This window comes from Pseudomonas sp. FW305-3-2-15-C-LB1, assembly GCF_058787615.1.
The window spans coordinates 132,140-153,517 of sequence record NZ_JBYSZX010000004.1 but is presented as its reverse complement, the minus strand read 5'-3'; the positions used below and the strand labels follow the sequence as shown (position 1 = coordinate 153,517).

The window sequence follows — 21,378 nt, the reverse complement described above, 5'->3', positions numbered from 1 at the left end:
ACCTCTCCTTAGGCCTGCGGCGGGCGATAAACGTCCGTCGGCTTGATGGCCAGTCTATTTTGTTTTGATTGAACGTTCAATCAACAAAGAATAAGATCTGCGACAAATGGTCGCGTCCTACAGGTATTTCCCACCTGCAGGCGCGACATCCGGCACCTGGTTAAACCCCTGAAACGTCCCTGGGCACTGCGCCCGTGGGGGACAGGGGTTTAAGGGGTGTCTTTATAACACCCGTCCGTCGACTGCCGAAAAATCGATGTCCCGGGATAACCGTTGCCTTGTGTTTCTCTCTCGCACTGCCCGGAGCATCTGCGCCATGAGTTCTGCCTCTCTTATAAAAACCCCACCGGAAAAGGTGCGGGTCAACGGTTGGGTGTTCTACACCTCCACCGCGCTGATTCTGTTGTTGACTGCCATTCTGATCATCGCCCCGCAGGAGGCCGGGCGCATGCTCGGTGTTGCCCAGGCGTGGCTTTCGAAAAGCTTCGGCTGGTACTACATGGTGGTCATCGCCGCCTATCTGGTGTTTGTGGTGGGCCTGGCGTTTTCGTCCTACGGCAAGTTGAAACTGGGCAGCAAGGACGACACCCCGGACTTCAGCTACGGCGCCTGGGCCGGCATGTTGTTCTCCTCGGGCATCGGCATCTCGCTGCTGTACTTTGGCGCCTCGGAGCCGCTGGACCATTACTTCAACCCGCCCGAAGGCGCAGCCGCCAGCAATGGCGCCGCACGCCAGGCGCTGCAACTGACCTTCCTGCACTGGGGCCTGCATGGCTGGGCGATCTATGCCCTGGTCGGCCTGGCCGTGGCGTACTTCGCGTATCGCCATAACCAGCCGCTGGCCCTGCGTTCGGCGCTGTACCCGCTGGTGGGCGAGCGTTGGGTGAAAGGCGCGGCCGGCCATGCGGTGGACGGTTTCGGTATGTTCGTGACCCTGCTGGGCCTGGTGACGAACCTGGGGATTGGTTCGATGCAGGTGTCGTCCGGGTTGGAAAACCTGTTCGGCATGCAGCACAGCAACACCAACCTGTTGATCGTGATCATCGTGATGAGCACCGTGGCGACCATTGCTGCCGTGTCGGGCGTGGAGAACGGCATCCGCCGCCTGTCCAACCTCAACATCGTGCTGTTCAGCGGCCTGTTGATCTTTGTGCTGTTGTTCGGCCCGACCCTGCATTTGCTCAACGGCCTGGTGCAGAACACCGGGGACTACCTCAACGGCATCATCCTGAAAACCTTCGACCTCTACGTGTACGAAGGCGACGCCGACAAGACCGAACGCTGGATGGGCCTGTGGACCCTGTTCTACTGGGCGTGGTGGATTTCCTGGGCGCCATTTGTGGGTATGTTCATCGCGCGGATTTCCCGTGGTCGCACGGTGCGTGAACTGGTGGCCGGCGTGCTGCTGATTCCGCTGGGCTTTACCCTGGCGTGGTTGTCGATCTTCGGTAACTCGGCCCTGGACCTGGTGCTGAACCACGGTGCGGTGGAGTTGGGCAAGACGGCGCTGGAGCAGCCTTCCATGGCCATCTACCAGTTGCTGGAGCATTATCCTGCGTCGAAAATTGTTATCGGCGTGTCGATCTTTGTAGGCTTCGTGCTGTTCCTCACCCCGGCGGATTCGGGCGCGGTGATGATGGCCAACCTGTCGTGCAAAGGTGGCAACGTGGATGAAGATGCGCCGCACTGGCTGCGGATCTTCTGGTCGGCGGTGATCACCCTGGTGACCATCGGCCTGCTGTTTGCCGGCAACTTCGAAGCCATGCAAACCATGGTGGTGCTGGCGGGGCTGCCGTTCTCGGTGGTGCTGATCTTCTTTATGTTCGGCTTGCACAAGGCGATGCGCCAGGACGTGGCCATCGAACAGGAGCAGGCGCAATTGGCCGAGCGTGGTCGCCGTGGTTTCAGCGAGCGTCTGACGGCGCTGGACCTGCAACCGAGCCAAGGCACCGTGCAGCGTTTCATGGACAAGCATGTGACGCCAGCGTTGGAAGAGGCGGCGACGGCGTTGCGTGATCAGGGCTTGGAAGTGCAGACCCTGCTCGGTAAGTCCAAGCGTTGCATCGGTGTGCGCATCGAGATGGAAGAGGGCAACCCGTTTGTCTATGAAGTGAGCCTGGATGCCTACTCGTCGGCGCCGAGCGACCTGCCCGAGGAAGAGCGCACTCGCTACTACCGTGCCGAGGTGTACCTGCACAACGGACCTCAGGAATACGACCTGATGGGCTTCACCCAGGAACAGATCACCCGGGATGTGCTCGATCAGTTTGAAAGCCATCGGCAACTCCTTGGCCGGGTCTATAGCTGATAGTTGAAGACGGGTGGTGTCCTCACTGACACCACCTGTTTGCACAGTGAGATGTGCAGTGTTAGCCCAGGTTCTTGCCCAAGAGGGCGTGGTACAGCTCACTGTCTCCCAGAATCCCCACCACCTGGTTGTTGTCATGCAACACCAGCTTGTTGCCGGTGTGATAACGAATCTGCAACGCATCGCGCATGCCGATGTTCGAGTCCACCAGTGTCGGCAACCGACCCAAACCTTCCACCGCTTGCCCCGGCGCCCAGTTCTGCAGGTTCATCACCGCGCCGTTCTGGCGGGCGCCCTTGATGGTGTTGCCTTCGGCCAGGTCCAGCCACGAGTCGCCGCCCGGATCGAGGCATACCGAACCGTTCACGCGCTTGCAGTTGTCCAGGGTGCGCATCAGGCTGCGACCGCACAGCACGTTCAGCGGGTTGGTGTGGGCGACGAAGGTACGCACATAGTCGTCCGCCGGGTTCAGCACGATCTCTTCCGGCACGCTGTACTGGATGATCTTGCCGTCTTTCATGATTGCGATACGGCTGCCCAGCTTGAGCGCTTCGTCGAGGTCGTGGCTCACGAACACGATGGTTTTGCTCAGCTTGCGTTGCAGCTCCAGCAACTCGTCCTGCAGGCCTTGCCGGATCAGCGGGTCGAGGGCGGAGAAGGGTTCATCCATCAGCAGGATATCGGCGTCCATCGCCAACGCTCGAGCCAGGCCGACGCGCTGCTGCATGCCGCCGGAGAGTTCGTCCGGCTTCTTGTTGCGCCACTGGGTCAGGCCCACCAGTTCAAGCTTTTCATCCACCAGCTTGCGCCGGTCTTTCTCTGGGCGGCCCTGCATCTCCAGGCCGAAGCTGATGTTTTCGCGCACCGTCAGCCAGGGCATCAGGGCGAACTTCTGGAACACCATGGCGATGCGCTTGGTGCGCATCATTTTCAGCTCGGCGGGCGTGCAGGACGCGATGTCGATCTGGCGACCTTCATGCTCCACGAACAGCTGGCCACGGCTCACGGTGTTGAGACCGTTGATGCAGCGCAGCAGGCTCGATTTGCCGGAGCCCGACAGGCCCATCAGCACGCAGATCTCACCTTTCTCGATATCCAGGCTGGCTTTTTCCACGCCGACAATCTGTCCGGTCTTTTTCAGGATCTCGTTACGGCTCATGCCCTGGTCCAGCAGCTTGAGCGCTTCGCGTGGGTCTTTGGAGAAGATCACGTCGACTTTGTCGAATCGGATAATGCTCATGCATCACCCCCTACTTTGGCGTCGGGTTGTTTGCAGATGCGGTCGAGCATGATGGCCAGCAGGACGATCGCCAGGCCCGCTTCAAAGCCCAGGGCGATGTCAGCGGTGTTGAGCGCGTTGACCACCGGCTTGCCGAGGCCGTCGGCGCCCACCAGGGCCGCGATCACCACCATCGACAACGACAGCATGATGCATTGGGTAATGCCGGCGGCAATGCTCGGCATGGCGTGGGGCAGTTCAATGCGCGAGAGCAACTGACGGCGCGAGCAGCCAAAGGCCTTGCCGGCGTCCATCAACTCTTGCGGTACATCACGGATACCCAGGTAGGTCAGGCGGATCGGCGCGGCAATCGCGAACACCACCGTGGAAATCAGCCCGGGCACGACACCCAGCCCGAAGAGGGTCAGGGTAGGGATGAGGTAGACGAAGGTCGGTACGGTCTGCATCAGATCGAGCACCGGCCGCATCATGGTGTAGAACAACGGTTTGTGCGCGGCAACAATGCCCAGCGGCACACCGATGACCACGCAGACCAGGGTGGCGAACAGCACCTGCGCCAGGGTCTCCATGGTTTCCTGCCAGTAACCCAGGTTGAGGATCAGCAGGAAGGAGGCGATGACAAAAACAGTCAGTCCCCATTTACGTTGGATAAAGTGAGCCAGCAGCGCAATCAGACCGATCAATGCCAGCGGATTGAACCAGGTCAGCGCAAACGTCACGCCGTGGATCATCGTTTCCAGTGTCGATGCGATTGCGTCGAAATAGTTGGCGCCGTGTTGGGTCAACCATTCGACGAAGGCAGCGATGTACTGGCCTAGTGGGATTTTCTGTTCAGTCAGCATGGTAGTGAATGTCCACATGCGAAGAGGGAAAACATCCCGGGGCAGCGCACCGCCCCGGGGTCAGCGGCATTACTTGGAGAGGTAAGCTTTCACGGCCTCCAGGCCAGGTTTGCCATCAACGGTGGTGACACCGGCGAGCCAGGTGTCGAGTACTTGAGGGTTCTTCTTCAGCCAGGCTTTCGCCGCGGCGTCAGGTTTCATCTTGTCGTCCAGGACATTACCCATCAGAGTGCTTTCCATGTTCAGGGTGAACACCAGGTTCTTCAGCAACTGACCCACGTTGCTGCATTCCTGGGTGTAGCCCTTGCGGGTGTTGGTGTAGATGGTGGCCTGGCCGTAGTTGGGGCCGAAGGAATCATCACCCCCCGTCAGGTACTTCATCTTGAAGCGGGTGTTCATCGGGTGCGGTTCCCAGCCGAGGAACACGATGGCCTGGTCGCGCTTGGTGGCGCGTTCGACCTGGGAGAGCATGCCGGCTTCGCTGGACTCGACGACTTTGAAACCGGCGGTTTTCAGGCCGAAGGCGTCTTTGTCGATCAGCGTCTGGATGGTGCGGTTGCCGTCGTTGCCCGGCTCGATGCCGTAGATCTTGCCGCCCAGCTCATCCTTGAATTTGGCGATATCGGCGAAGTCCTTCAGGCCTTTGTTGTACAGCGCTTCCGGGACCGCCAGGGTGTACTTGGCGTTCTCCAGGTTGGCGCGCACGGTTTCCACGGTGCCGGCATCGCGGTACTGCTTGATGTCGTTTTCCATGGTCGGCATCCAGTTGCCGAGGAAGATGTCCATGTTCTTGCCGTCGGCCAGGGACTTGTAGGTCACGGGCACCGAAATCATCGTGGTGCGTGGCTTGTAGCCCAGGCCCTTGAGGACTTCGCTGGTGGCGGCGGTGGTGACGGTGATATCGGTCCAGCCGACATCGGAGAAGTTGACGGTCTGGCATTGTGCCGGTTCTGCAGCGTGCGCCACGACTGGCAGACTCAGCATGGCGGCCAACAACAACGAGGGTGAAGCTTTCATGGGGCTAGACTCCTGTGTTTTTTCTGACGGCGTTCGCCGCGCTTTATAAGTGTTGCGGTTGGAGCGTGCGACAACAGCTCTGGCACGGTGCCTTGCAAACGAGTCGAGACTGATCATGTACCAGTGAAAATCTGACGCCTACAGGGGGCGTCGTATCCAGTACAGGGAGGGTCGTATCCAGTGTCGGTGACGTCGCTTACAGGTTTTTCCCAAGGCAAAACTGCAGTTTTTGCCCATCTGCACCGCTAAAAACGGCCAAAACCGGTGATCGCACAGGCGCGACGCTGGTGAGCATGGGTGCGTCGGTGTGAGACGCCGTGACGGCAAACAAAAGCTTGATGATGCCGCCATCTGGGCGATCTGAGCGTAGCAGCTCGTTGGTGTCCGGCCTGTTCACCTGCGGAGTTCCACGTTAATGGCTATCAGTGTTTTCGACCTGTTCAAGATCGGCATCGGGCCTTCTAGTTCTCATACCGTCGGCCCCATGCGCGCCGCGGCGTTGTTCGTTCAAGGGTTGCGTGAACGTGATCTGTTGGAACAAGTGCGGCGCGTCGAAGTTCAGCTGTATGGCTCGCTGTCGGCCACCGGCATCGGCCATGGCAGCGACACCGCGACCATCATGGGCCTGATGGGCGAATGGCCGGACGCCATCGACCCTTCGCAGATCGGCCAACGCATCCACACCCTGCGCGAGACCGACACCCTGCTGCTCGACGGGCGCTTGCCGGTGCCCTTTGTCTGGGCCAGGGACATGCGCCTGCTCGACGAAAACCTGCCGTTCCATCCCAACGCCGTGACCCTGGTGGTGTCGGGTGACAACGGCGAGCTGCACCGCGACACCTACTATTCGGTGGGTGGCGGTTTCGTGGTGGATGAAGCCCAGGCGCAAAGCGGCGTGGCCGATATGGACCGCACCGAATTGCCTTACGACTTTTCCAGCGCGGTGGAGCTGTTGCAGCTGTGCAAGACCCACAACCTGCGCGTGGCCGAGTTGATGATGGCCAACGAGAAGGTCTGGCGCTCTGAAGATGAAATCCGCAGCGGCCTGATGAAACTCTGGCGCGCCATGCAGGATTGCGTGGAACAGGGTCTCAAGCACGAAGGCATCCTGCCCGGCGGCCTCAACGTGCGCCGGCGTGCCGCCAAGTTGCACCGCAGCCTGCAGGAGTTGAACAAGCCCAATGTGATTGGTTCGACCCTGAGTGCCATGGAATGGGTCAACCTGTTCGCCCTGGCGGTGAACGAAGAAAACGCCGCCGGTGGACGCATGGTCACGGCGCCCACCAACGGCGCTGCCGGGATCATCCCGGCGGTGCTGCATTACTTCATGAAATTCAGCGAAGAAGTCACCGAGGCCAATGTGGTCGACTACCTGCTCGGTGCGGCGGCGGTGGGCATTCTGTGCAAGAAGAACGCCTCGATCTCCGGCGCCGAAGTCGGCTGCCAGGGCGAAGTGGGCTCTGCCTGCGCCATGGCCGCCGCCGGGCTGGCCGAGATCCTCGGCGCCACGCCGGAGCAACTGTGCAATGCTGCCGAAATCGGCCTGGAACACAACCTGGGGCTGACCTGCGACCCGGTGGGCGGCTTGGTGCAGGTGCCGTGCATCGAGCGCAACGCAATCGCGGCGGTGAAGGCGATCAACGCGGCGCAAATGGCGCTGCGCGGCGACGGCCAGCACTTTATCTCTCTGGACCGGGTGATCCGCACCATGCGCGATACCGGGGCGGACATGCATGACAAGTACAAAGAGACATCGCGCGGTGGGTTGGCGGTCAGCGCGGTGGAGTGCTGAGACCGCGTTGCCTGCATCGGGGGCAAGCCCCCTCCCACATTTGGATTGGTGAACACAGTCAAAGGTGGGAGGGGGCTCGCCCCCGATAGCAATCATCCAGGCGCCGCTGCGCAAAAAGTGAACACCCCAACCAAAAGCGCCACCTTTTAGCGCGTCGCAAATAGATAAGTAGCTTGCGAACGATTTTCGACCTGACCACTGACCTCCCGCGCTTTGGGTGACAGACTTCTCCCACACCCGCAAAGCGCCTTCCCACAAGTGCTACCGATCTGCTCACACACCTTGCCCGGGCGTGTTCCTACGGCCAATTCCAGCCATAACCGTACGTGCGGCGCGGGCTTATTTAGACGCGTCATGAGGTCGTTTTTAGGAGTTATTGGACGGCCATTCAAATTTAGGCATGGCATTTGCTCTATCAATTCAAAGCCTCTCTCCTCGCCGGATGAAGAGCGCAATAACAAGAGCCTCGCCTGAGGCCATCACCCGCTTTGTGTGAGGAGATACCGCGATGACGTCGTTCAACTCCGGGGCCCAACCCCAGAACCGTGCGCCTCAATCCATCGGCTTTTTGCTGCTGGACAATTTCACGCTGATTTCCCTGGCCTCCGCAGTCGAACCGCTGCGCATGGCCAACCAGCTCTCCGGCCGCGAGCTGTATCGCTGGACGACCTTGAGCGTCGATGGAAACCAGGTGTGGGCCAGCGACGGTCTGCAAATCACTCCCGATGCTTCCATGCACAAAGCGCCCGCCCTGGATACCGTGATCGTGTGCGGGGGTGTGGGTATCCAGCGTACCGTGACCCGTGAACATGTGTCGTGGCTGCAAAGCCAGGCACGCCAATCGCGCCGCTTGGGCGCGGTATGCACCGGCAGTTGGGCCTTGGCTTGCGCCGGTCTGCTCGACGGTTTTGATTGCAGCGTGCATTGGGAATGCCTGGCTTCGATGCAGGAAGCCTTCCCCCGCGTGGCCATGAGCACACGCCTGTTTACCCTCGACCGCAACCGCTTCACCAGCTCGGGCGGCACCGCGCCGCTGGACATGATGCTGCACCTGATCAGCCGAGATCACGGTCGCGAACTGTCGGCCGCCATCTCCGAGATGTTTGTGTACGAACGCATCCGCAACGAGCAAGACCACCAGCGCGTGCCGCTCAAGCACATGCTCGGCACCAACCAGCCGAAGCTTCAGGAAATCGTCGCGCTGATGGAAGCCAATCTGGAAGAACCGATCGACCTGGATGAACTGGCGGTATACGTCGCCGTCTCACGTCGCCAGTTGGAGCGGTTGTTCCAGAAGTACCTGCATTGCTCGCCGTCGCGTTACTACCTCAAGCTGCGCCTGATCCGTGCACGGCAGTTGCTCAAGCAAACGCCGATGTCGATCATCGAAGTGGCGTCGGTGTGCGGGTTTGTGTCCACGCCGCACTTCTCCAAGTGCTACCGCGAATATTTCGGCATTCCGCCACGGGATGAACGCGTCGGCTCCAACACCACCCAACAGGTGGCGATGATGCCAATTCCACAGGCGCTGGTGTTGTCGCCGTTGTCGGGGCCGATGTCGGCGTTGAGTCAGGCGCGCAATGAGTCGACGTTTGCCAGCGTAAGGCTCTAGACCGAGGTGTCTGCATCGGGGGCAAGCCCCCTCCCACCTTTGACTGTGTTCACCCATCCAAATGTGGGAGGGGGCTTGCCCCCGATAGCAATCTGTCAGGCGCCAGAGTTCTGCTTGAACTGCACCAGTGCCGGCAACAACTGCTTGTCGATTGCCTGGCGCACGGCCGGCAGAATCGTCGCACTGCCGGTGTACATCTGCTCCACCATGCCCTTGAGCGCCTTGGCCCGTGCCTCGCTCAAGCCGCGCACCGCGCACTCGCAGGCCTGCTCGGCAGTGGCGCCGCTGGACACTTCGAAACCCAGCGAGCGCAGTTGGCCCAGCAGGTCATCCTGGTCAATCAAATCCGCGTGCATCATGACGTTTATCCTGGTGAGGTGAACGGGGTCTGACTGGGATTCTGGTAGCCACCCAAGGGGGCGGCAAGCGCAGATTGTACGAATGCCTCAGATGGCTATGAGCATGTCGTTTTCGGGCCATTTACCGGCGGCGGTAATGGGCACACTGAGTACCAGCAAACAGCTTGAAGGTTTGGTCACCCTCGAGATGTCACGCTCACACAAGGCCCTCTGCCTCGATCCAGTCACGGCTGGATCGGGGCTTTTTTGTGGGAGCGGGCTTGCTCGCGAAAGGCGCGCTACGGTCTACCGTTGCAACACCAAAATGCGCGAGAGCAACTCATCCCTATCGATATAACACCCTTGAAAATGCCGAGCCCCGGAAGCCGGGTCAAAAGCATGACGCGCATGCAACGTGCGGCGGTTATCGAAGCCCCACAGCTCACCGGGGTTCAGGCGCTGCACCACACGAAAGCGATCTTCCCGCGTCATCGCGATAAAGCGCCGATAGGCGCGATACAGCAACGGCATCTGTTCCACACTCGTCTCAAACGGCCCGCGTAGAAAATTGGCCATGCGGATCTCCGCGATATCGCCCAAGGCATCCAGCGCAATGATCGGCGCCAACTGGCGGTAGTCGCTGTGACGGTCCTTGTTGCGAAACTCCACCGGGATGTCGCACAGAGCCAGGAACGCTTCGGGGTCTTCGGTACGCAGGGCGCAGGCGATGGCAAACCCATCGACAAAAATACTTTCGCCACCGTCGGCATCGTTCACCAGGCAATGCAAAAACTGCAGGCCCGGTTGCAGCTCCCGCGTGGGCAAGTCACTGTGCAACGGCAGGTTGAAGGCGGTGTAGGCATTGCTGTCGGCATCGGCCTTGGATTGCACGTTGAACAGCACGCCGAAGTTGCTCTCGCGGATGAATGAAATGCGCTTGGCGACCAGCGCCAGGGCGCCGGGCTCGGTGGGCACGCCGCGGATTTGCGTGAGGCCGCAGTCACGTAGCGCCAGCAGCCACTGCAACAATGCGTGGGGGTCTTGCATGACCGCTGAATAGTCGAACACCGGCAGTTGGAAGCGGCTGTCCCACAGCTGGGGTTTGGGCTTCGCCGCCCAGCGTTCGGCGCGGGACTCATCGTCGTAGGCATGCGCCCGCAGCCAGCCGGGGTCGTACTGGCTGCGGTGGCCGCCGCTCCATTGCACGCTCAACAAGCCTTGATCGATGCATGCGTCGACAGCGCTGAGGTGCTCGTCCACATCGACAATCTCCAGCACCTGCTCGCGGGTCACGCTGTACACGCATTCCGCGCAGGGGCAGTTGTCCCGCAGCCACTGATGATGAAACGGGCTGACCCGCCCATCGGCCCATTGCACACGAATCTGATCATTTAGCACCCGCACCTGCGCAAGGTCGCAGATCTTCGGGTAGGTACGGAAATCGGCAACAGCGGCGGCGGTTTGCATGGTGTCTCCTTATTGTTTTTTGGGTGGCAGTCCAATCACTCGGCCGAGCAGGGCGGGGCGAGGCAGGTCAGCCTGCTGGGCGCTGATGGCAGTGAGTCTTTCCAACGTGGCATCGGTGAACGGCGCGGCATGCGGACCGGCCAGGTCAACATGCAACAGCATCTGTTCGTTGCCCGCAAGTTCCTTCTCATCCCCCACCAAGTGCAGGCTGTGATAGAGGTGCAGGCGCTTGGCGTCATGGGCGATCAGTTGGGTATGCACCTCCACGTCGGCGCCGAGTTTCACTTCGTGCAGGTAGTTCAGGTGCAGCTCCAGGGTGAACAGCGAATGGCCGCTGGCTTCGCGGTTTTCACTGTTCAGCCCGAGGATGTCCATCAGCGCGTCGGTGGCGTAGCTGAAGATCAGCAGGTAGAACGCGTCGCGCAGATGGCCGTTGTAGTCCACCCAGTCGGGGTGGACCTGGGTGGTGTAAGTGGTGAGTGCGGGCATGTCAGGGGTTCCGTTATTCAGCGAAGGTCATGCCGTGCTTGGCCTTGGTGGTTTTCACCGCTTCCAGCACCGCCAGCAGGCAATCATCACGATAGCGCTCCAGCGCCGAAATGCTGTGCTTGCCCAACTGGTCGCTGGTGCCGTCGACCACGTCGTCGATCAGCTTGTCGGTCAGTTCCGGCGCCGGCAGGTAGGTCCACGGCAATTGCAGTGCCGGGCCGAACTGCGCCATGAAGTGCCGCATGCCGGCATCGCCGCCCGCCAGGGTGTAGGTGAGGAACGTGCCCATGAACGACCAGCGCAGGCCGGCGCCAAAACGGATTGCGTCATCGATCTCGCCGGTGGTCGCCACGCCATCATTGACCAGGTGCAGTGCTTCACGCCACAACGCTTCGAGCAGGCGATCGGCGATGAACCCCGGGACTTCCTTGCGCACATGCAGCGGGCGCATACCGAGGGATTCATACACCTTGATCGCGGCCTGGATGGCTTCTGGCGCGGTGTTCTTGCCGCCAACCACTTCCACCAGCGGCAACAGGTAAACCGGGTTGAACGGGTGGCCGACCACACAGCGTTCCGGGTGGGTCGAACCTTCGTAGAACTCACTCGGCAACAGGCCCGAGGTGCTTGAACCGATCAACGCATTCGGCTTGGCTGCCGCACTGATCTTGCTGTGCAGGTCCAGCTTCAGCTCCAGGCGTTCCGGGGCGCTTTCCTGGATGAAGTCGGCGTCTTTCACGCATTCTTCAATGGTGGCGACAAAGCGCAGGCGCTCTTGCGACGCACCCGGCGCCAGCCCTTGTTTCTCCAGGGCGCCCCAGGCGTTGGCGACGCGCTTGCGCAGCGCAGCTTCGGCACCAGGTGCCGGGTCCCAGGCGACCACATCCAGGCCATGGGCCAGCGCGCGGGACACCCAGCCGCTGCCGATGACACCGCTGCCGAGGGCGGCGAAGGTTTTGATTTCGGTGATAAAGCTCATGGCAAATTCCTATGGATTTCGGTGGTCCAGTGTGGGAGGGGGCTTGCCCCCGATAGCGGTGTGTCAGTCGATACATTCGGTACTGATGCACCGTAATCGGGGGCAAGCCCCCTCCCACATTTTTTGATTAGCGGCGTTTGGTGAGGCCCATTTTTATGCGTCCTTCGGCGGGGGTCATGACCCGTGCGCCGAGGCGGCTGAGGATTTCACTGGCCCGTTCCACCAACTGGCCGTTGGTCGCAAGCACACCCTTGTCCAGCCACAGGTTGTCTTCCAGACCGACCCGCACGTTGCCGCCCAGCAGCACCGCTTGCGCCGCCATCGGCATTTGCATGCGGCCAATCCCAAAGCCGGCCCACACGGCGTCGGCGGGCAGGTTGTCGACCATGGCTTTCATGGTGGTGGTGTCGGCCGGGGCGCCCCACGGGATGCCCAGGCACAGTTGGAACAGCGGGTTGTCGAGCAGGCCTTCCTTGATCATCTGTTTGGCGAACCACAGGTGACCGGTGTCGAAGATCTCCAGCTCGGCCTTTACGCCCAGCTCCTGGATGCGTTTGGCACCCGCCCGCAGTTGTGCCGGGGTGGACACGTAAATGGTGTCGCCATCGCCAAAGTTCAGGGTGCCGCAGTCCAGGGTGCAGATTTCCGGCAGCAGTTCTTCGACGTGGGCCAGGCGGGTCAGCGGGCCGACCAGGTCGGTGTTGGGGCCGAATTCCATCGGGTTCTCGCCGCCACCGATCTCCAGGTCGCCGCCCATGCCGGCAGTGAGGTTGACGATGATGTCGATGTCGGCCTCGCGGATACGCTCCATCACTTCGCGATACAAGGCGACGTCACGGCTGAACTTGCCGGTGTGCGGGTCGCGCACGTGGCAGTGCACAACGGTCGCGCCCGCTTTGGCGGCTTCCACGGCGGCGGCGGCGATTTGTTTGGGGGTGACCGGCACGTGTGGGCTTTTGCTGGTCGTGTCGCCAGCACCGGTGAGTGCGCAGGTGATGATGACGTCGTGGTTCATGAGGCAGGTTCCTTACAAGCGGGCGTAGGGGTGCCGTGCGCAGCCGGGAGTGGCTGCGACACGGTGATTCGAATCAGGTTATTTGCTGGTCAATTGCAGGTTGGCCGCCGCCGGTTTGCCGTCGAAGGTGGTCACACCTTCCAGCCAGCGGGCCTGGTCTTGCGGGTGATCCTTGAGCCATTGCCTGGCGGACTCGATAGGGTCCTTGTGATCCAGCAGCGGCTGCATCATCCGGCTCTCGTCGGCGGCGGTGAAGGTCAGGTTGGTCAGCAGTTTGTGCACGTTGGGGCATTGTTCGGCGTAGTTCGGTGCGGTGACGCTCCACACGGTGGCCATGCCTTCGTTCGGCCCCAGGGCGTCGTCGCTGCCGGTGAGGTAGGTCATGGCGACGTTGACGTTCATCGGGTGCGGCGCCCAGCCGAAGAACACTACGGCTTCCTTGCGGCGCACGGCGCGGTCGACGGCGGCGAGCATGCCGGCTTCACTGGACTCGACCAGCTGGAATTTGCCGAGGCCGAACTGGTTCTTGGCGATCATCGCCTTGATCTGGGTGTTGGCGCCCGAGCCTGGCTCGATGCCGTAGATCTTGCCGCCCAGTTCTTTCTCGAACCTGGCGATGTCGGCAAAGGTTTTCAGGCCTTTGTCTGCCAGGTAGGTAGGCACGGCGAGGGTGGCACGGGCGTCTTCCAGGCTGGGCTTGTCGAGCACCTTGACTTGCTTGGCGTCGACGAACGGCGTGATGGTCTGGGTCATCAGCGGGTTCCAGTAGCCCAGGAACAGGTCCAGGCGCTGGTCGCGGATACCGGCGAAGATGATTTGCTGGGAGGCGCTGGTCTGTTTGGTCTTGTAGCCGAGGCCGTCGAGCAACACTTGGGTCATGGCGCTGGTGGCGATTACGTCGGTCCAGTTCACCACGCCCATGCGCACGTTCTGGCAGGATGCCGCGTCGGCAGCCAGTACGTTCGTGCTCAAGATGGCGCTGGCGCTGAGTGCGAGCACGCAGCGGCTGATCAGTCGGTTCATGGTGGATCCCTCGGCAGGTCGTTATTGTGGGGTCCGGCGTCTTTGTGCGCCGTGGGATCAAATTACGCAGCTTGAGGGCCGACAAAACGCACGGCGGCGACCAGCTCTTGCACTGCAGCGACCTGTGCTCTTGAATGGCTCGTTGAACTGGCGTATCACAGTGAGCACGCTGTCCGTCCTACGAGAGCGCACCATGTCCCAGGATTTCTACTTTCTGCTGATGCCGGGCTTCTCGGCCATCGGCTTTATCTCTGCGCTGGAACCGCTGCGGGTGGCCAACCGCTTTCGTGGCGAGCTGTACCGCTGGCATGTATTGAGTGCCGATGGCGGCGCGGTATTGGCGAGCAATGGCATGTCGGTCAACGCTGACGCCGCGCTGGAACCGTTGAAAAAGGGCGCGACGTTATTGGTGGTGGCGGGCTTCGAGCCGCTGCAGTTCGCCACGCCTGCGCTGGAGCACTGGCTACGGCGCCTTGACCATGATGGCGTGACCCTCGGCGCCATCGACACCGGCGCTTGTGTGCTCGCCGAAGCCGGGCTGCTCGACGGCCACCGCCTCACCCTGCACTGGGAAGCCATCGACGCGTTCAAGGAATCCTATCCGCACCTGATGGTCACCCAGGAACTGTTCGAAATCGACCGCCGTCGCATCACCTGCGCTGGCGGCACCGCTTCCATCGACCTGATGCTCGACTTGATTGCCCAGGCCCACGGCCCCGAACTGGCGATCCAGGTCTCCGAACAATTCGTGCTCGGCCGCATCCGCCCACGCAAAGACCACCAGCGCATGCAGATCGCCACGCGCTACGGCATCAACAACAAGAAACTGGTGCAGGTGATCGGCGAAATGGAGCAACACACCGAGCCGCCGCTGAGCACCTTGGCCCTGGCCGAGGCGATCAAAGTCACCCGGCGCCAGTTGGAGCGGCTGTTCCGCCTGCACCTGAACGACACCCCGAGCAATTTCTACTTGGGCCTGCGCCTGGAAAAAGCCCGACAGCTCTTACGCCAAAGCGGTATGAGCGTGTTGGAGGTAGGTATTGCGTGCGGGTTCGAGTCGCCGTCGTACTTCACCCGCAGTTATCGCGCGCGGTTTGCGAAGTGTCCGAGGGAGGATCGGCGACGGGAGGTGGTGTAATGGCCAATTATAGTAAATTATACTCGCGACTATAATTTATAGTCCTTTCCATAATTGAGTATAAAACCATGTCCAAGCACAGCGGCTTTGTATTCCGCCGCCCCACCCTGGCCAGCAGTATTGCTGACGGCCTGGTGGGCGCCGGCATTCAGGATTTCACCTCTGGCCTGTTTCTCGCGGCGCCGCGTCGTACGGGCAAAAGTACTTTTTTGCGTGAGGATCTGATCCCGGAGTGCCAGCTTCGGGGTTGGCTTACCGTGTATGTCGATCTGTGGGCCGACAAAGAGAAAGATCCCGCGGAGTTGATTGCCAGTGCTATTGCTGCCGCGCTGGTGCCCTATGAAAAGGGCATTCGCAAGCTGGCCAAGCACATTGGAATCGAGAAACTGAGCTTTCTGCGTACCCTGTCCTGGGACTTCAGCAAGCCTCAATTGCCGGTTGGCGCGACGTTGACCCAGGCCTTGGAGTTGCTCCACCGCGCAGCGGAAAAACCTGTCGTCCTGGTGATTGACGAGGCTCAGCACGCTTTGACCAGCGATTCAGGCATCAATGTGATGTTCGCGCTCAAGGCTGCCCGGGATCAGCTCAACCAAGGCCGTGACGAGGACGGCAGCGGTTTGCATCTGGTATTCACCGGCTCCAATCGCGACAAGCTGGCTCACTTGGTACTGGGTAAAAGCCAGCCGTTCTTCGGCTCCAGCATCACGCCGTTCCCGCTGCTGGGTAAAGAGTTCACCCAGGCCTACACCGCGCACCTCAACGCGCACCTGGCCAAGACCAACCAATTCAACGCCGCCGATATTGATGAAGCCTTTGAGCTGGTAGGCCGGCGCCCCGAGATGTTGCGCACGATCATCGGTGAAGTGGCGCTGGAGTTGGGCGAAGCCAGCAACCTCGGCCAGTTGCTGCACAGCCGTGCCGAACTGCTGCGTGCCGGTGTGTGGACCGAATTCGAAAGCGCCTGGAACAACCTCACCATCCCCCAGCGCGCCGTACTGCAAGTGATGGTGGAGCGCTCGCAAAACAACGAACCCTTCGCGCCGTTCACCGACAGCACCGTAACGGCGGTCAGCAAGGCGCTGGAGGACATGGGCAGCGACGTGGTGCCGGGCACTCAGACGATTCAGGCCTGTATCGATGCCCTGCGCGACAAGGAACTGGTGTGGAAGTCGAGCCGGGGAGGGTATGCCCTGGAGGACAAAACCTTCGGCGACTGGCTGCGCAACAAGCGCTGACATGTGGGAGGGGGCTTGCCCCCGATGACAGGCTGTCAGTTGATACAACTTCGGCTGACCCACCGCTATCGGGGGCAAGCCCCCTCCCACAGTAGATTAATGATGTGGCCTATTTCTTCAGCAGCGCCGAACACGCTGCTTTGTACGCTTCATGCTGGTATTTGTTCAGCGTCGCCGGCAGTTCGAAGTTGTGCTTCTTGTTCTGCGCATTAAGGGTCTGCGGCGACAGCAAGGTCACCTCAACCCCGTCCAGCAGCTGGAACACCCCTTCAATCTTGAACGTGGTCGGGCCACCGGCGAACTCGCCTTTCTTGCTGCGCTTCTTGATCGCGATACGCTCGATGGCGTTTTCCTGCACAAATGCCTTTACCTGTGCGGCGAAGGCTTTGACGTTGGCGGCCTCGTCATCGTCTTCCAGGGCAATTTTCTTGGTCGCCAGGATGACGTGGGCAAGTGCCTGGTTGTCCAGTGAGGCGACGGCGATGATGGCTTCGCTGCCTTTGATTTCGATGCCGCAAGTCTTCATGAATAGCCTTGGTTCAGAGTAAAAGTGGCGGAGATTGTCGCTTATTCCTGCCCAATCGACTCCAAAAACTCCGACCGCTCATCACTCATCCGCGCCAGGCAGTCGTTCTGTGCGATCGCGTAGGCCTTGGTGCCGGTCACCGCCGGAAAGGTGTCCACCGCGCAATCAGCGTCACGCAATTTTTCCCACTTTTGCTGGGCATCCTTCAGACGAGCGGTAATGTCCGCCAGCTTGGTCTTGTCGCTGCCGTAGGTCGACGCCATGCGTTCGAGCAGGCCCTGGTAGTTATCCTTGAGCAGCTGTTCAGCAGTGGTTTTGTTATAGGTGGCGCATTCCAGGGTTTGCTTGTCGTTTTCGATGCCGTCGCACGGCGTGCTGTCGGTGTCTTCAGCCGCGTGAACGCCGGTTGCGATGAGTGCCAAAGCCAGGAAAATCGATTTCATTGCGCCGTCTCATATCAGTTGATGCCCGAATTCTGGCTCAAGCGTAAGACAAAGAACAGCCGCGAGTCAGACCTCTCTTGGTAGCCTTTGTCGCGGATTGACGCTTTCGGCAATTCCCCTGTCGTTTTTGCACCCGGCTCTGTCGGCCCCTGGGCATATGCTGGCCCCAAAGCGCCGGCAGACGATTCGGCGCATGAATCGCCAATAAGGGGACGCCTGATGAGCCCAGCCGAATTGCACGCCGACAGCATCGTTATCGACGGGCTGATTATTGCCAAGTGGAACCGCGACCTGTTCGAGGACATGCGCAAAGGGGGGCTCACCGCCGCCAACTGCACGGTGTCGGTGTGGGAAGGGTTCCAGGCCACCATCAACAATATCGTGGCCAGCCAGACTTTGATCCGTGAGAACAGCGACCTGGTGATCCCGGTGAAAACCACTGCGGACATCCGCAAAGCCAAGGAACAGGGCAAGACCGGCATCATCTTCGGCTTCCAGAACGCCCATGCCTTCGAAGACCAACTCGGCTACGTCGAGATCTTCAAGCAGCTCGGCGTCGGTGTGGTGCAGATGTGCTACAACACCCAGAACCTGGTCGGCACCGGTTGCTACGAGCGCGACGGCGGCCTGTCGGGCTTCGGTCGCGAGATTGTCGCCGAGATGAACCGTGTCGGCATCATGTGCGACCTGTCCCACGTGGGCTCCAAGACGTCCGAAGAAGTCATCCTCGAATCGAAAAAGCCGGTGTGCTATTCCCACTGCCTGCCGTCGGGCCTTAAAGAACACCCGCGCAACAAGTCCGATGAAGAGCTGAAGTTCATCGCCGATCACGGGGGGTTTGTCGGTGTGACCATGTTCGCGCCGTTCCTGGCCAAGGGCATCGATTCGACCATCGACGACTACGCCGAAGCCATCGAATACACCATGAACATCGTCGGTGAAGACGCCATCGGCATTGGCACCGACTTCACCCAGGGCCATGGCCAGGATTTCTTCGAAATGCTGACCCATGACAAGGGCTACGCCCGCCGCCTGACCAGCTTCGGCAAGATCATCAACCCGCTGGGCATCCGCACCGTGGGCGAGTTCCCCAACCTCACCGAGACCCTGCTCAAGCGCGGCCACCCTGAGCGCGTGGTGCGCAAGATCATGGGCGAGAACTGGGTCAACGTCCTCAAGGACGTCTGGGGCGAATAAGCCACCGCTAACGCATCTTCTCCCCGGCCATCCGCGCCGGGGCACTACACAAGAATTTTCTGGAGTTAAGTTTCCATGGCCAAGATCGCCCCGCAATTGCCTATCGAAGTCGACAGCGAAACCGGTGTCTGGACCTCCGACGCCCTGCCGATGCTGTACGTGCCACGCCATTTCTTCGTCAACAACCACATGGGCATCGAAGAAGTGCTGGGCGCCGAGGCCTATGCCGAGATCCTCTACAAGGCCGGCTACAAATCCGCCTGGCACTGGTGCGAGAAAGAAGCCGAATGCCACGGCCTGGAAGGCGTCGCGGTGTTCGAGCACTACATGAAGCGTCTGTCGCAACGTGGCTGGGGCCTGTTCAAGATCCAGGACATCGACCTCGACAAAGGCACCGCCAGCGTCAAGCTCGAACACTCGGCGTTTGTCTACGTGTACGGCAAGGTCGGGCGCAAGGTCGACTACATGTTCACCGGCTGGTTTGCCGGTGCCATGGACCAGATTCTTGAGGCCCGAGGCAGCAAGATTCGCACTGTGGCCGAACAAGTCTACGGAGGCTCCGAAGAGGGCCACGATGACGGCCTGTTCACCGTCAAGCCGTTGTAAGCCGAGGACCGTGCCATGGCTTTCGAAGCAATGTTCCAGCCGATCCAGATCGGCAAGCTGACCATCCGCAACCGCGTGCTCAGTACCGCCCACGCCGAGGTGTATGCCACCGATGGCGGGATGACCACTGACCGCTATGTGAAGTATTACGAAGAGAAAGCCAAGGGCGGTATCGGCCTGGCAATCTGCGGCGGTTCCTCGGTGGTGGCCATCGACAGCCCGCAGGAATGGTGGAGCTCGGTGAACCTGTCCACCGACCGCATCATCCCGCACTTCCAGAACCTGGCCGACGCCATGCACAAGCATGGCGCCAAGATCATGATCCAGATTACCCACATGGGCCGCCGCTCGCGTTGGGACGGCTTCAACTGGCCGACGCTGATGTCGCCGTCTGGCGTGCGTGAGCCGGTGCACCGCGCCACCTGCAAGACTATCGAACCGGAAGAAATCTGGCGCGTGATCGGCAACTACGCCCAGGCCGCACGCCGCGCCAAGGCCGGTGGCCTGGACGGGGTGGAATTGTCCGCCGTGCACCAGCACATGATCGACCAGTTCTGGAGCCCGCGGGTCAACAAGCGGACCGACGAGTGGGGCGGCACGTTTGAAGGGCGCATGAAGTTCGGCCTGGAAGTGCTGAAGGCCGTGCGTGCCGAGGTGGGTGACGACTTCTGCGTGGGCATGCGCCTGTGCGGTGACGAGTTCCACCCGGATGGTTTGTCCCACGAGGACATGAAGCAGATCGCCAAGTATTACGACGACACCGGCATGCTCGATTTCATCGGCGTGGTGGGTTCGGGTTGCGATACCCACAACACCCTGGCCAACGTTATCCCCAATATGAGTTATCCACCGGAGCCGTTTTTGCACCTGGCCGCCGGTATCAAGGAAGTGGTCAAGGTCCCGGTGCTGCACGCGCAGAACATCAAGGACCCGAATCAGGCCACGCGCATCCTGGAAGGCGGTTATGTGGACATGGTCGGCATGACCCGCGCGCACATTGCCGACCCGCACCTGATCGCCAAGATCAAGATGGGCCAGATCGACCAGATCAAGCAATGCGTCGGCGCCAACTATTGCATCGACCGCCAGTACCAGGGCCTGGATGTGTTGTGCATCCAGAACGCCGCGACGTCCCGTGAATACATGGGCGTGCCGCATATCATCGAGAAGTCCACCGGGCCGAAACGCAAAGTGGTGGTGGTGGGTGCCGGCCCGGCCGGGATGGAAGCTGCACGCGTGGCCGCCGAACGTGGCCATGATGTGACGCTGCTGGAGAAGAAAGAATTTATCGGTGGGCAGATCACCACCGCTTCGAAAGCGCCGCAGCGTGACCAGATTGCGGGTATCACCCGCTGGTTCCAACTGGAGCTGGCACGCTTGAAAGTCGACCTGCGCCTTGGCGTGGCGGCGGATGCCGACACCATCCTGGACCTGCGTCCGGACGTGGTGGTGCTGGCGGTGGGTGGGCATCCGAATGTGGAGCAGAACGAGCACTGGGGCGCCGCCGAAGGTTTGGTGGTGAGCAGTTGGGATGTGCTCGACGGCAAGGTAGCACCGGGCAAGAACGTGCTGGTGTACGACACCATCTGCGAATTCACCGGCATGTCGGTGGCGGATTTCCTCGCGGACAAAGGCAGCCAGGTCGAGATCGTCACCGACGACATCAAGCCGGGCGTGGCCATCGGCGGTACGTCGTTCCCGACCTACTACCGCAGCATGTACCCCAAGGAAGTGATCATGACCGGCGACATGATGCTGGAAAAGGTCTACCGCGAGGGCGACAAGCTGGTGGCGGTGCTGGAGAACGAATACACCGGCGCCAAAGAGGAGCGGGTGGTCGACCAGGTAGTGGTAGAGAACGGCGTGCGGCCGGACGAAGCCATCTACTACGCGCTCAAGGAAGGCTCGCGCAACAAGGGCCAGATCGACGTCGAAGCCTTGTTCGCGATCAAGCCGCAGCCGTGCCTGAGCGAGACGGGTGATGGGTACTTGCTGTTCCGCATCGGTGACTGTGTGGCGCAGCGTAATACCCACGCTGCGATCTATGACGCTCTGCGCCTGTGCAAAGATTTCTGAGCCAGCCTTGAACCAATGTGTACTCGGTCCAAATG

At 60.8% G+C, this 21,378-nt stretch carries 19 protein-coding genes; 8 read left to right on the top strand and 11 right to left on the bottom strand.

The window, feature by feature from the left end; translation table 11 throughout:
* Nucleotides 1–373 precede the first annotated feature (373 nt).
* Nucleotides 374–2,308 (top strand): BCCT family transporter, encoded by a 1,935-nt coding sequence (locus AC3WP7_RS10060; protein ID WP_232000993.1) that lies wholly within the window; start codon nucleotides 374–376, stop codon nucleotides 2,306–2,308.
* Between the two features lie 61 nt (nucleotides 2,309–2,369).
* On the opposite strand, the gene choV is transcribed toward AC3WP7_RS10060, so the two are convergent.
* From choV to AC3WP7_RS10045, 3 genes are all read right to left on the bottom strand, one after another.
* Nucleotides 2,370–3,548 carry a choline ABC transporter ATP-binding protein gene (gene choV / locus AC3WP7_RS10055; protein WP_058426626.1) on the bottom strand — a complete coding sequence of 393 codons (1,179 nt, stop codon included), beginning with the start codon at nucleotides 3,546–3,548 and terminating at the stop codon, nucleotides 2,370–2,372.
* Complete coding sequence (gene choW, locus AC3WP7_RS10050) at nucleotides 3,545–4,390, bottom strand: choline ABC transporter permease subunit (protein WP_016972877.1); 846 nt, start codon at nucleotides 4,388–4,390, stop codon at nucleotides 3,545–3,547. The genes choV and choW overlap by 4 nt, the downstream gene beginning before the upstream one ends.
* A gap of 69 nt (nucleotides 4,391–4,459) precedes the next feature.
* Nucleotides 4,460–5,407: a choline ABC transporter substrate-binding protein gene (locus AC3WP7_RS10045; protein ID WP_092242112.1), complete on the bottom strand. Its 948-nt coding sequence runs from the start codon at nucleotides 5,405–5,407 to the stop codon at nucleotides 4,460–4,462.
* Nucleotides 5,408–5,822: 415 nt separating this feature from the next.
* Here AC3WP7_RS10045 and AC3WP7_RS10040 point away from each other — a divergent pair, with 415 nt between their 5' ends.
* Nucleotides 5,823–7,199 carry an L-serine ammonia-lyase gene (locus AC3WP7_RS10040; protein WP_102591836.1) on the top strand — a complete coding sequence of 459 codons (1,377 nt, stop codon included), beginning with the start codon at nucleotides 5,823–5,825 and terminating at the stop codon, nucleotides 7,197–7,199.
* Nucleotides 7,200–7,707: 508 nt separating this feature from the next.
* A complete protein-coding gene (gbdR, locus tag AC3WP7_RS10035) occupies nucleotides 7,708–8,811 on the top strand; it encodes a choline metabolism transcriptional regulator GbdR (protein ID WP_005792167.1) in 1,104 nt (367 codons plus the stop codon).
* A 95-nt stretch (nucleotides 8,812–8,906) separates the two neighbouring features.
* Here gbdR and AC3WP7_RS10030 read toward each other — a convergent pair whose 3' ends face one another.
* The 6 genes from AC3WP7_RS10030 to AC3WP7_RS10005 all read right to left on the bottom strand — a co-directional run bounded on the left by AC3WP7_RS10030 (nucleotide 8,907) and on the right by AC3WP7_RS10005 (nucleotide 14,122).
* Complete coding sequence (locus AC3WP7_RS10030) at nucleotides 8,907–9,170, bottom strand: hypothetical protein (protein ID WP_010207120.1); 264 nt, start codon at nucleotides 9,168–9,170, stop codon at nucleotides 8,907–8,909.
* Nucleotides 9,171–9,455: 285 nt separating this feature from the next.
* Complete coding sequence (locus AC3WP7_RS10025; RefSeq protein WP_102591837.1) at nucleotides 9,456–10,616, bottom strand: gamma-butyrobetaine dioxygenase; 1,161 nt, start codon at nucleotides 10,614–10,616, stop codon at nucleotides 9,456–9,458.
* 9 nt (nucleotides 10,617–10,625) lie between these two features.
* Entirely contained in the window at nucleotides 10,626–11,105 is a 480-nt protein-coding gene (locus AC3WP7_RS10020; RefSeq protein ID WP_092242123.1) for a thioesterase family protein, read from the bottom strand.
* A 13-nt stretch (nucleotides 11,106–11,118) separates the two neighbouring features.
* Nucleotides 11,119–12,084, bottom strand: a complete 966-nt coding sequence (locus AC3WP7_RS10015) for an L-carnitine dehydrogenase (RefSeq protein ID WP_092242126.1) — start codon at nucleotides 12,082–12,084, stop codon at nucleotides 11,119–11,121.
* Between the two features lie 127 nt (nucleotides 12,085–12,211).
* A complete protein-coding gene (gene cdhC / locus AC3WP7_RS10010) occupies nucleotides 12,212–13,099 on the bottom strand; it encodes a 3-dehydrocarnitine:acetyl-CoA trimethylamine transferase CdhC (RefSeq protein WP_092242127.1) in 888 nt (295 codons plus the stop codon).
* A 78-nt stretch (nucleotides 13,100–13,177) separates the two neighbouring features.
* Nucleotides 13,178–14,122 carry a choline ABC transporter substrate-binding protein gene (locus tag AC3WP7_RS10005; protein ID WP_092242128.1) on the bottom strand — a complete coding sequence of 315 codons (945 nt, stop codon included), beginning with the start codon at nucleotides 14,120–14,122 and terminating at the stop codon, nucleotides 13,178–13,180.
* 193 nt (nucleotides 14,123–14,315) lie between these two features.
* Between AC3WP7_RS10005 and AC3WP7_RS10000 the strand changes: the two genes are divergently transcribed.
* Both AC3WP7_RS10000 and AC3WP7_RS09995 read left to right on the top strand, forming a co-directional pair.
* Nucleotides 14,316–15,260, top strand: a complete 945-nt coding sequence (locus tag AC3WP7_RS10000; RefSeq protein WP_093514142.1) for a GlxA family transcriptional regulator — start codon at nucleotides 14,316–14,318, stop codon at nucleotides 15,258–15,260.
* Between the two features lie 68 nt (nucleotides 15,261–15,328).
* Entirely contained in the window at nucleotides 15,329–16,495 is a 1,167-nt protein-coding gene (locus AC3WP7_RS09995; RefSeq protein WP_093514143.1) for an AAA family ATPase, read from the top strand.
* Nucleotides 16,496–16,604: 109 nt separating this feature from the next.
* Here AC3WP7_RS09995 and AC3WP7_RS09990 read toward each other — a convergent pair whose 3' ends face one another.
* Together AC3WP7_RS09990 and AC3WP7_RS09985 are read right to left on the bottom strand one after the other, a co-directional pair.
* Entirely contained in the window at nucleotides 16,605–17,021 is a 417-nt protein-coding gene (locus AC3WP7_RS09990; protein ID WP_093120741.1) for a DUF3010 family protein, read from the bottom strand.
* Nucleotides 17,022–17,062: 41 nt separating this feature from the next.
* Nucleotides 17,063–17,464, bottom strand: a complete 402-nt coding sequence (locus tag AC3WP7_RS09985) for a lysozyme inhibitor LprI family protein (RefSeq protein WP_071494402.1) — start codon at nucleotides 17,462–17,464, stop codon at nucleotides 17,063–17,065.
* 219 nt (nucleotides 17,465–17,683) lie between these two features.
* On the opposite strand from AC3WP7_RS09985, the gene AC3WP7_RS09980 reads away from it, so the two are divergent.
* The 3 genes from AC3WP7_RS09980 (at nucleotide 17,684) to dgcA (ending at nucleotide 21,343) form a co-directional block, all read left to right on the top strand.
* Nucleotides 17,684–18,661 (top strand): dipeptidase, encoded by a 978-nt coding sequence (locus AC3WP7_RS09980; protein ID WP_010207105.1) that lies wholly within the window; start codon nucleotides 17,684–17,686, stop codon nucleotides 18,659–18,661.
* 75 nt (nucleotides 18,662–18,736) lie between these two features.
* Nucleotides 18,737–19,267, top strand: a complete 531-nt coding sequence (locus tag AC3WP7_RS09975) for a DUF5943 domain-containing protein (RefSeq protein WP_008083165.1) — start codon at nucleotides 18,737–18,739, stop codon at nucleotides 19,265–19,267.
* Between the two features lie 15 nt (nucleotides 19,268–19,282).
* Complete coding sequence (gene dgcA / locus AC3WP7_RS09970) at nucleotides 19,283–21,343, top strand: dimethylglycine demethylation protein DgcA (protein WP_071490299.1); 2,061 nt, start codon at nucleotides 19,283–19,285, stop codon at nucleotides 21,341–21,343.
* Nucleotides 21,344–21,378: the final 35 nt, after the last annotated feature.

Bases quoted from the DNA above. Each gene is read 5' to 3' on its own strand.
- choV (WP_058426626.1), bottom strand. From the start codon at position 3,548: ATGAGCATTATCCGATTCGACAAAGTCGACGTGATCTTCTCCAAAGAC.
- choW (WP_016972877.1), bottom strand. From the start codon at position 4,390: ATGCTGACTGAACAGAAAATCCCACTAGGCCAGTACATCGCTGCCTTC.
- AC3WP7_RS10045 (WP_092242112.1), bottom strand. From the start codon at position 5,407: ATGAAAGCTTCACCCTCGTTGTTGTTGGCCGCCATGCTGAGTCTGCCA.
- AC3WP7_RS10040 (WP_102591836.1), top strand. From the start codon at position 5,823: ATGGCTATCAGTGTTTTCGACCTGTTCAAGATCGGCATCGGGCCTTCT.
- gbdR (WP_005792167.1), top strand. From the start codon at position 7,708: ATGACGTCGTTCAACTCCGGGGCCCAACCCCAGAACCGTGCGCCTCAA.
- AC3WP7_RS10030 (WP_010207120.1), bottom strand. From the start codon at position 9,170: ATGATGCACGCGGATTTGATTGACCAGGATGACCTGCTGGGCCAACTG.
- AC3WP7_RS10025 (WP_102591837.1), bottom strand. From the start codon at position 10,616: ATGCAAACCGCCGCCGCTGTTGCCGATTTCCGTACCTACCCGAAGATC.
- AC3WP7_RS10020 (WP_092242123.1), bottom strand. From the start codon at position 11,105: ATGCCCGCACTCACCACTTACACCACCCAGGTCCACCCCGACTGGGTG.
- AC3WP7_RS10015 (WP_092242126.1), bottom strand. From the start codon at position 12,084: ATGAGCTTTATCACCGAAATCAAAACCTTCGCCGCCCTCGGCAGCGGT.
- cdhC (WP_092242127.1), bottom strand. From the start codon at position 13,099: ATGAACCACGACGTCATCATCACCTGCGCACTCACCGGTGCTGGCGAC.
- AC3WP7_RS10005 (WP_092242128.1), bottom strand. From the start codon at position 14,122: ATGAACCGACTGATCAGCCGCTGCGTGCTCGCACTCAGCGCCAGCGCC.
- AC3WP7_RS10000 (WP_093514142.1), top strand. From the start codon at position 14,316: ATGTCCCAGGATTTCTACTTTCTGCTGATGCCGGGCTTCTCGGCCATC.
- AC3WP7_RS09995 (WP_093514143.1), top strand. From the start codon at position 15,329: ATGTCCAAGCACAGCGGCTTTGTATTCCGCCGCCCCACCCTGGCCAGC.
- AC3WP7_RS09990 (WP_093120741.1), bottom strand. From the start codon at position 17,021: ATGAAGACTTGCGGCATCGAAATCAAAGGCAGCGAAGCCATCATCGCC.
- AC3WP7_RS09985 (WP_071494402.1), bottom strand. From the start codon at position 17,464: ATGAAATCGATTTTCCTGGCTTTGGCACTCATCGCAACCGGCGTTCAC.
- AC3WP7_RS09980 (WP_010207105.1), top strand. From the start codon at position 17,684: ATGAGCCCAGCCGAATTGCACGCCGACAGCATCGTTATCGACGGGCTG.
- AC3WP7_RS09975 (WP_008083165.1), top strand. From the start codon at position 18,737: ATGGCCAAGATCGCCCCGCAATTGCCTATCGAAGTCGACAGCGAAACC.
- dgcA (WP_071490299.1), top strand. From the start codon at position 19,283: ATGGCTTTCGAAGCAATGTTCCAGCCGATCCAGATCGGCAAGCTGACC.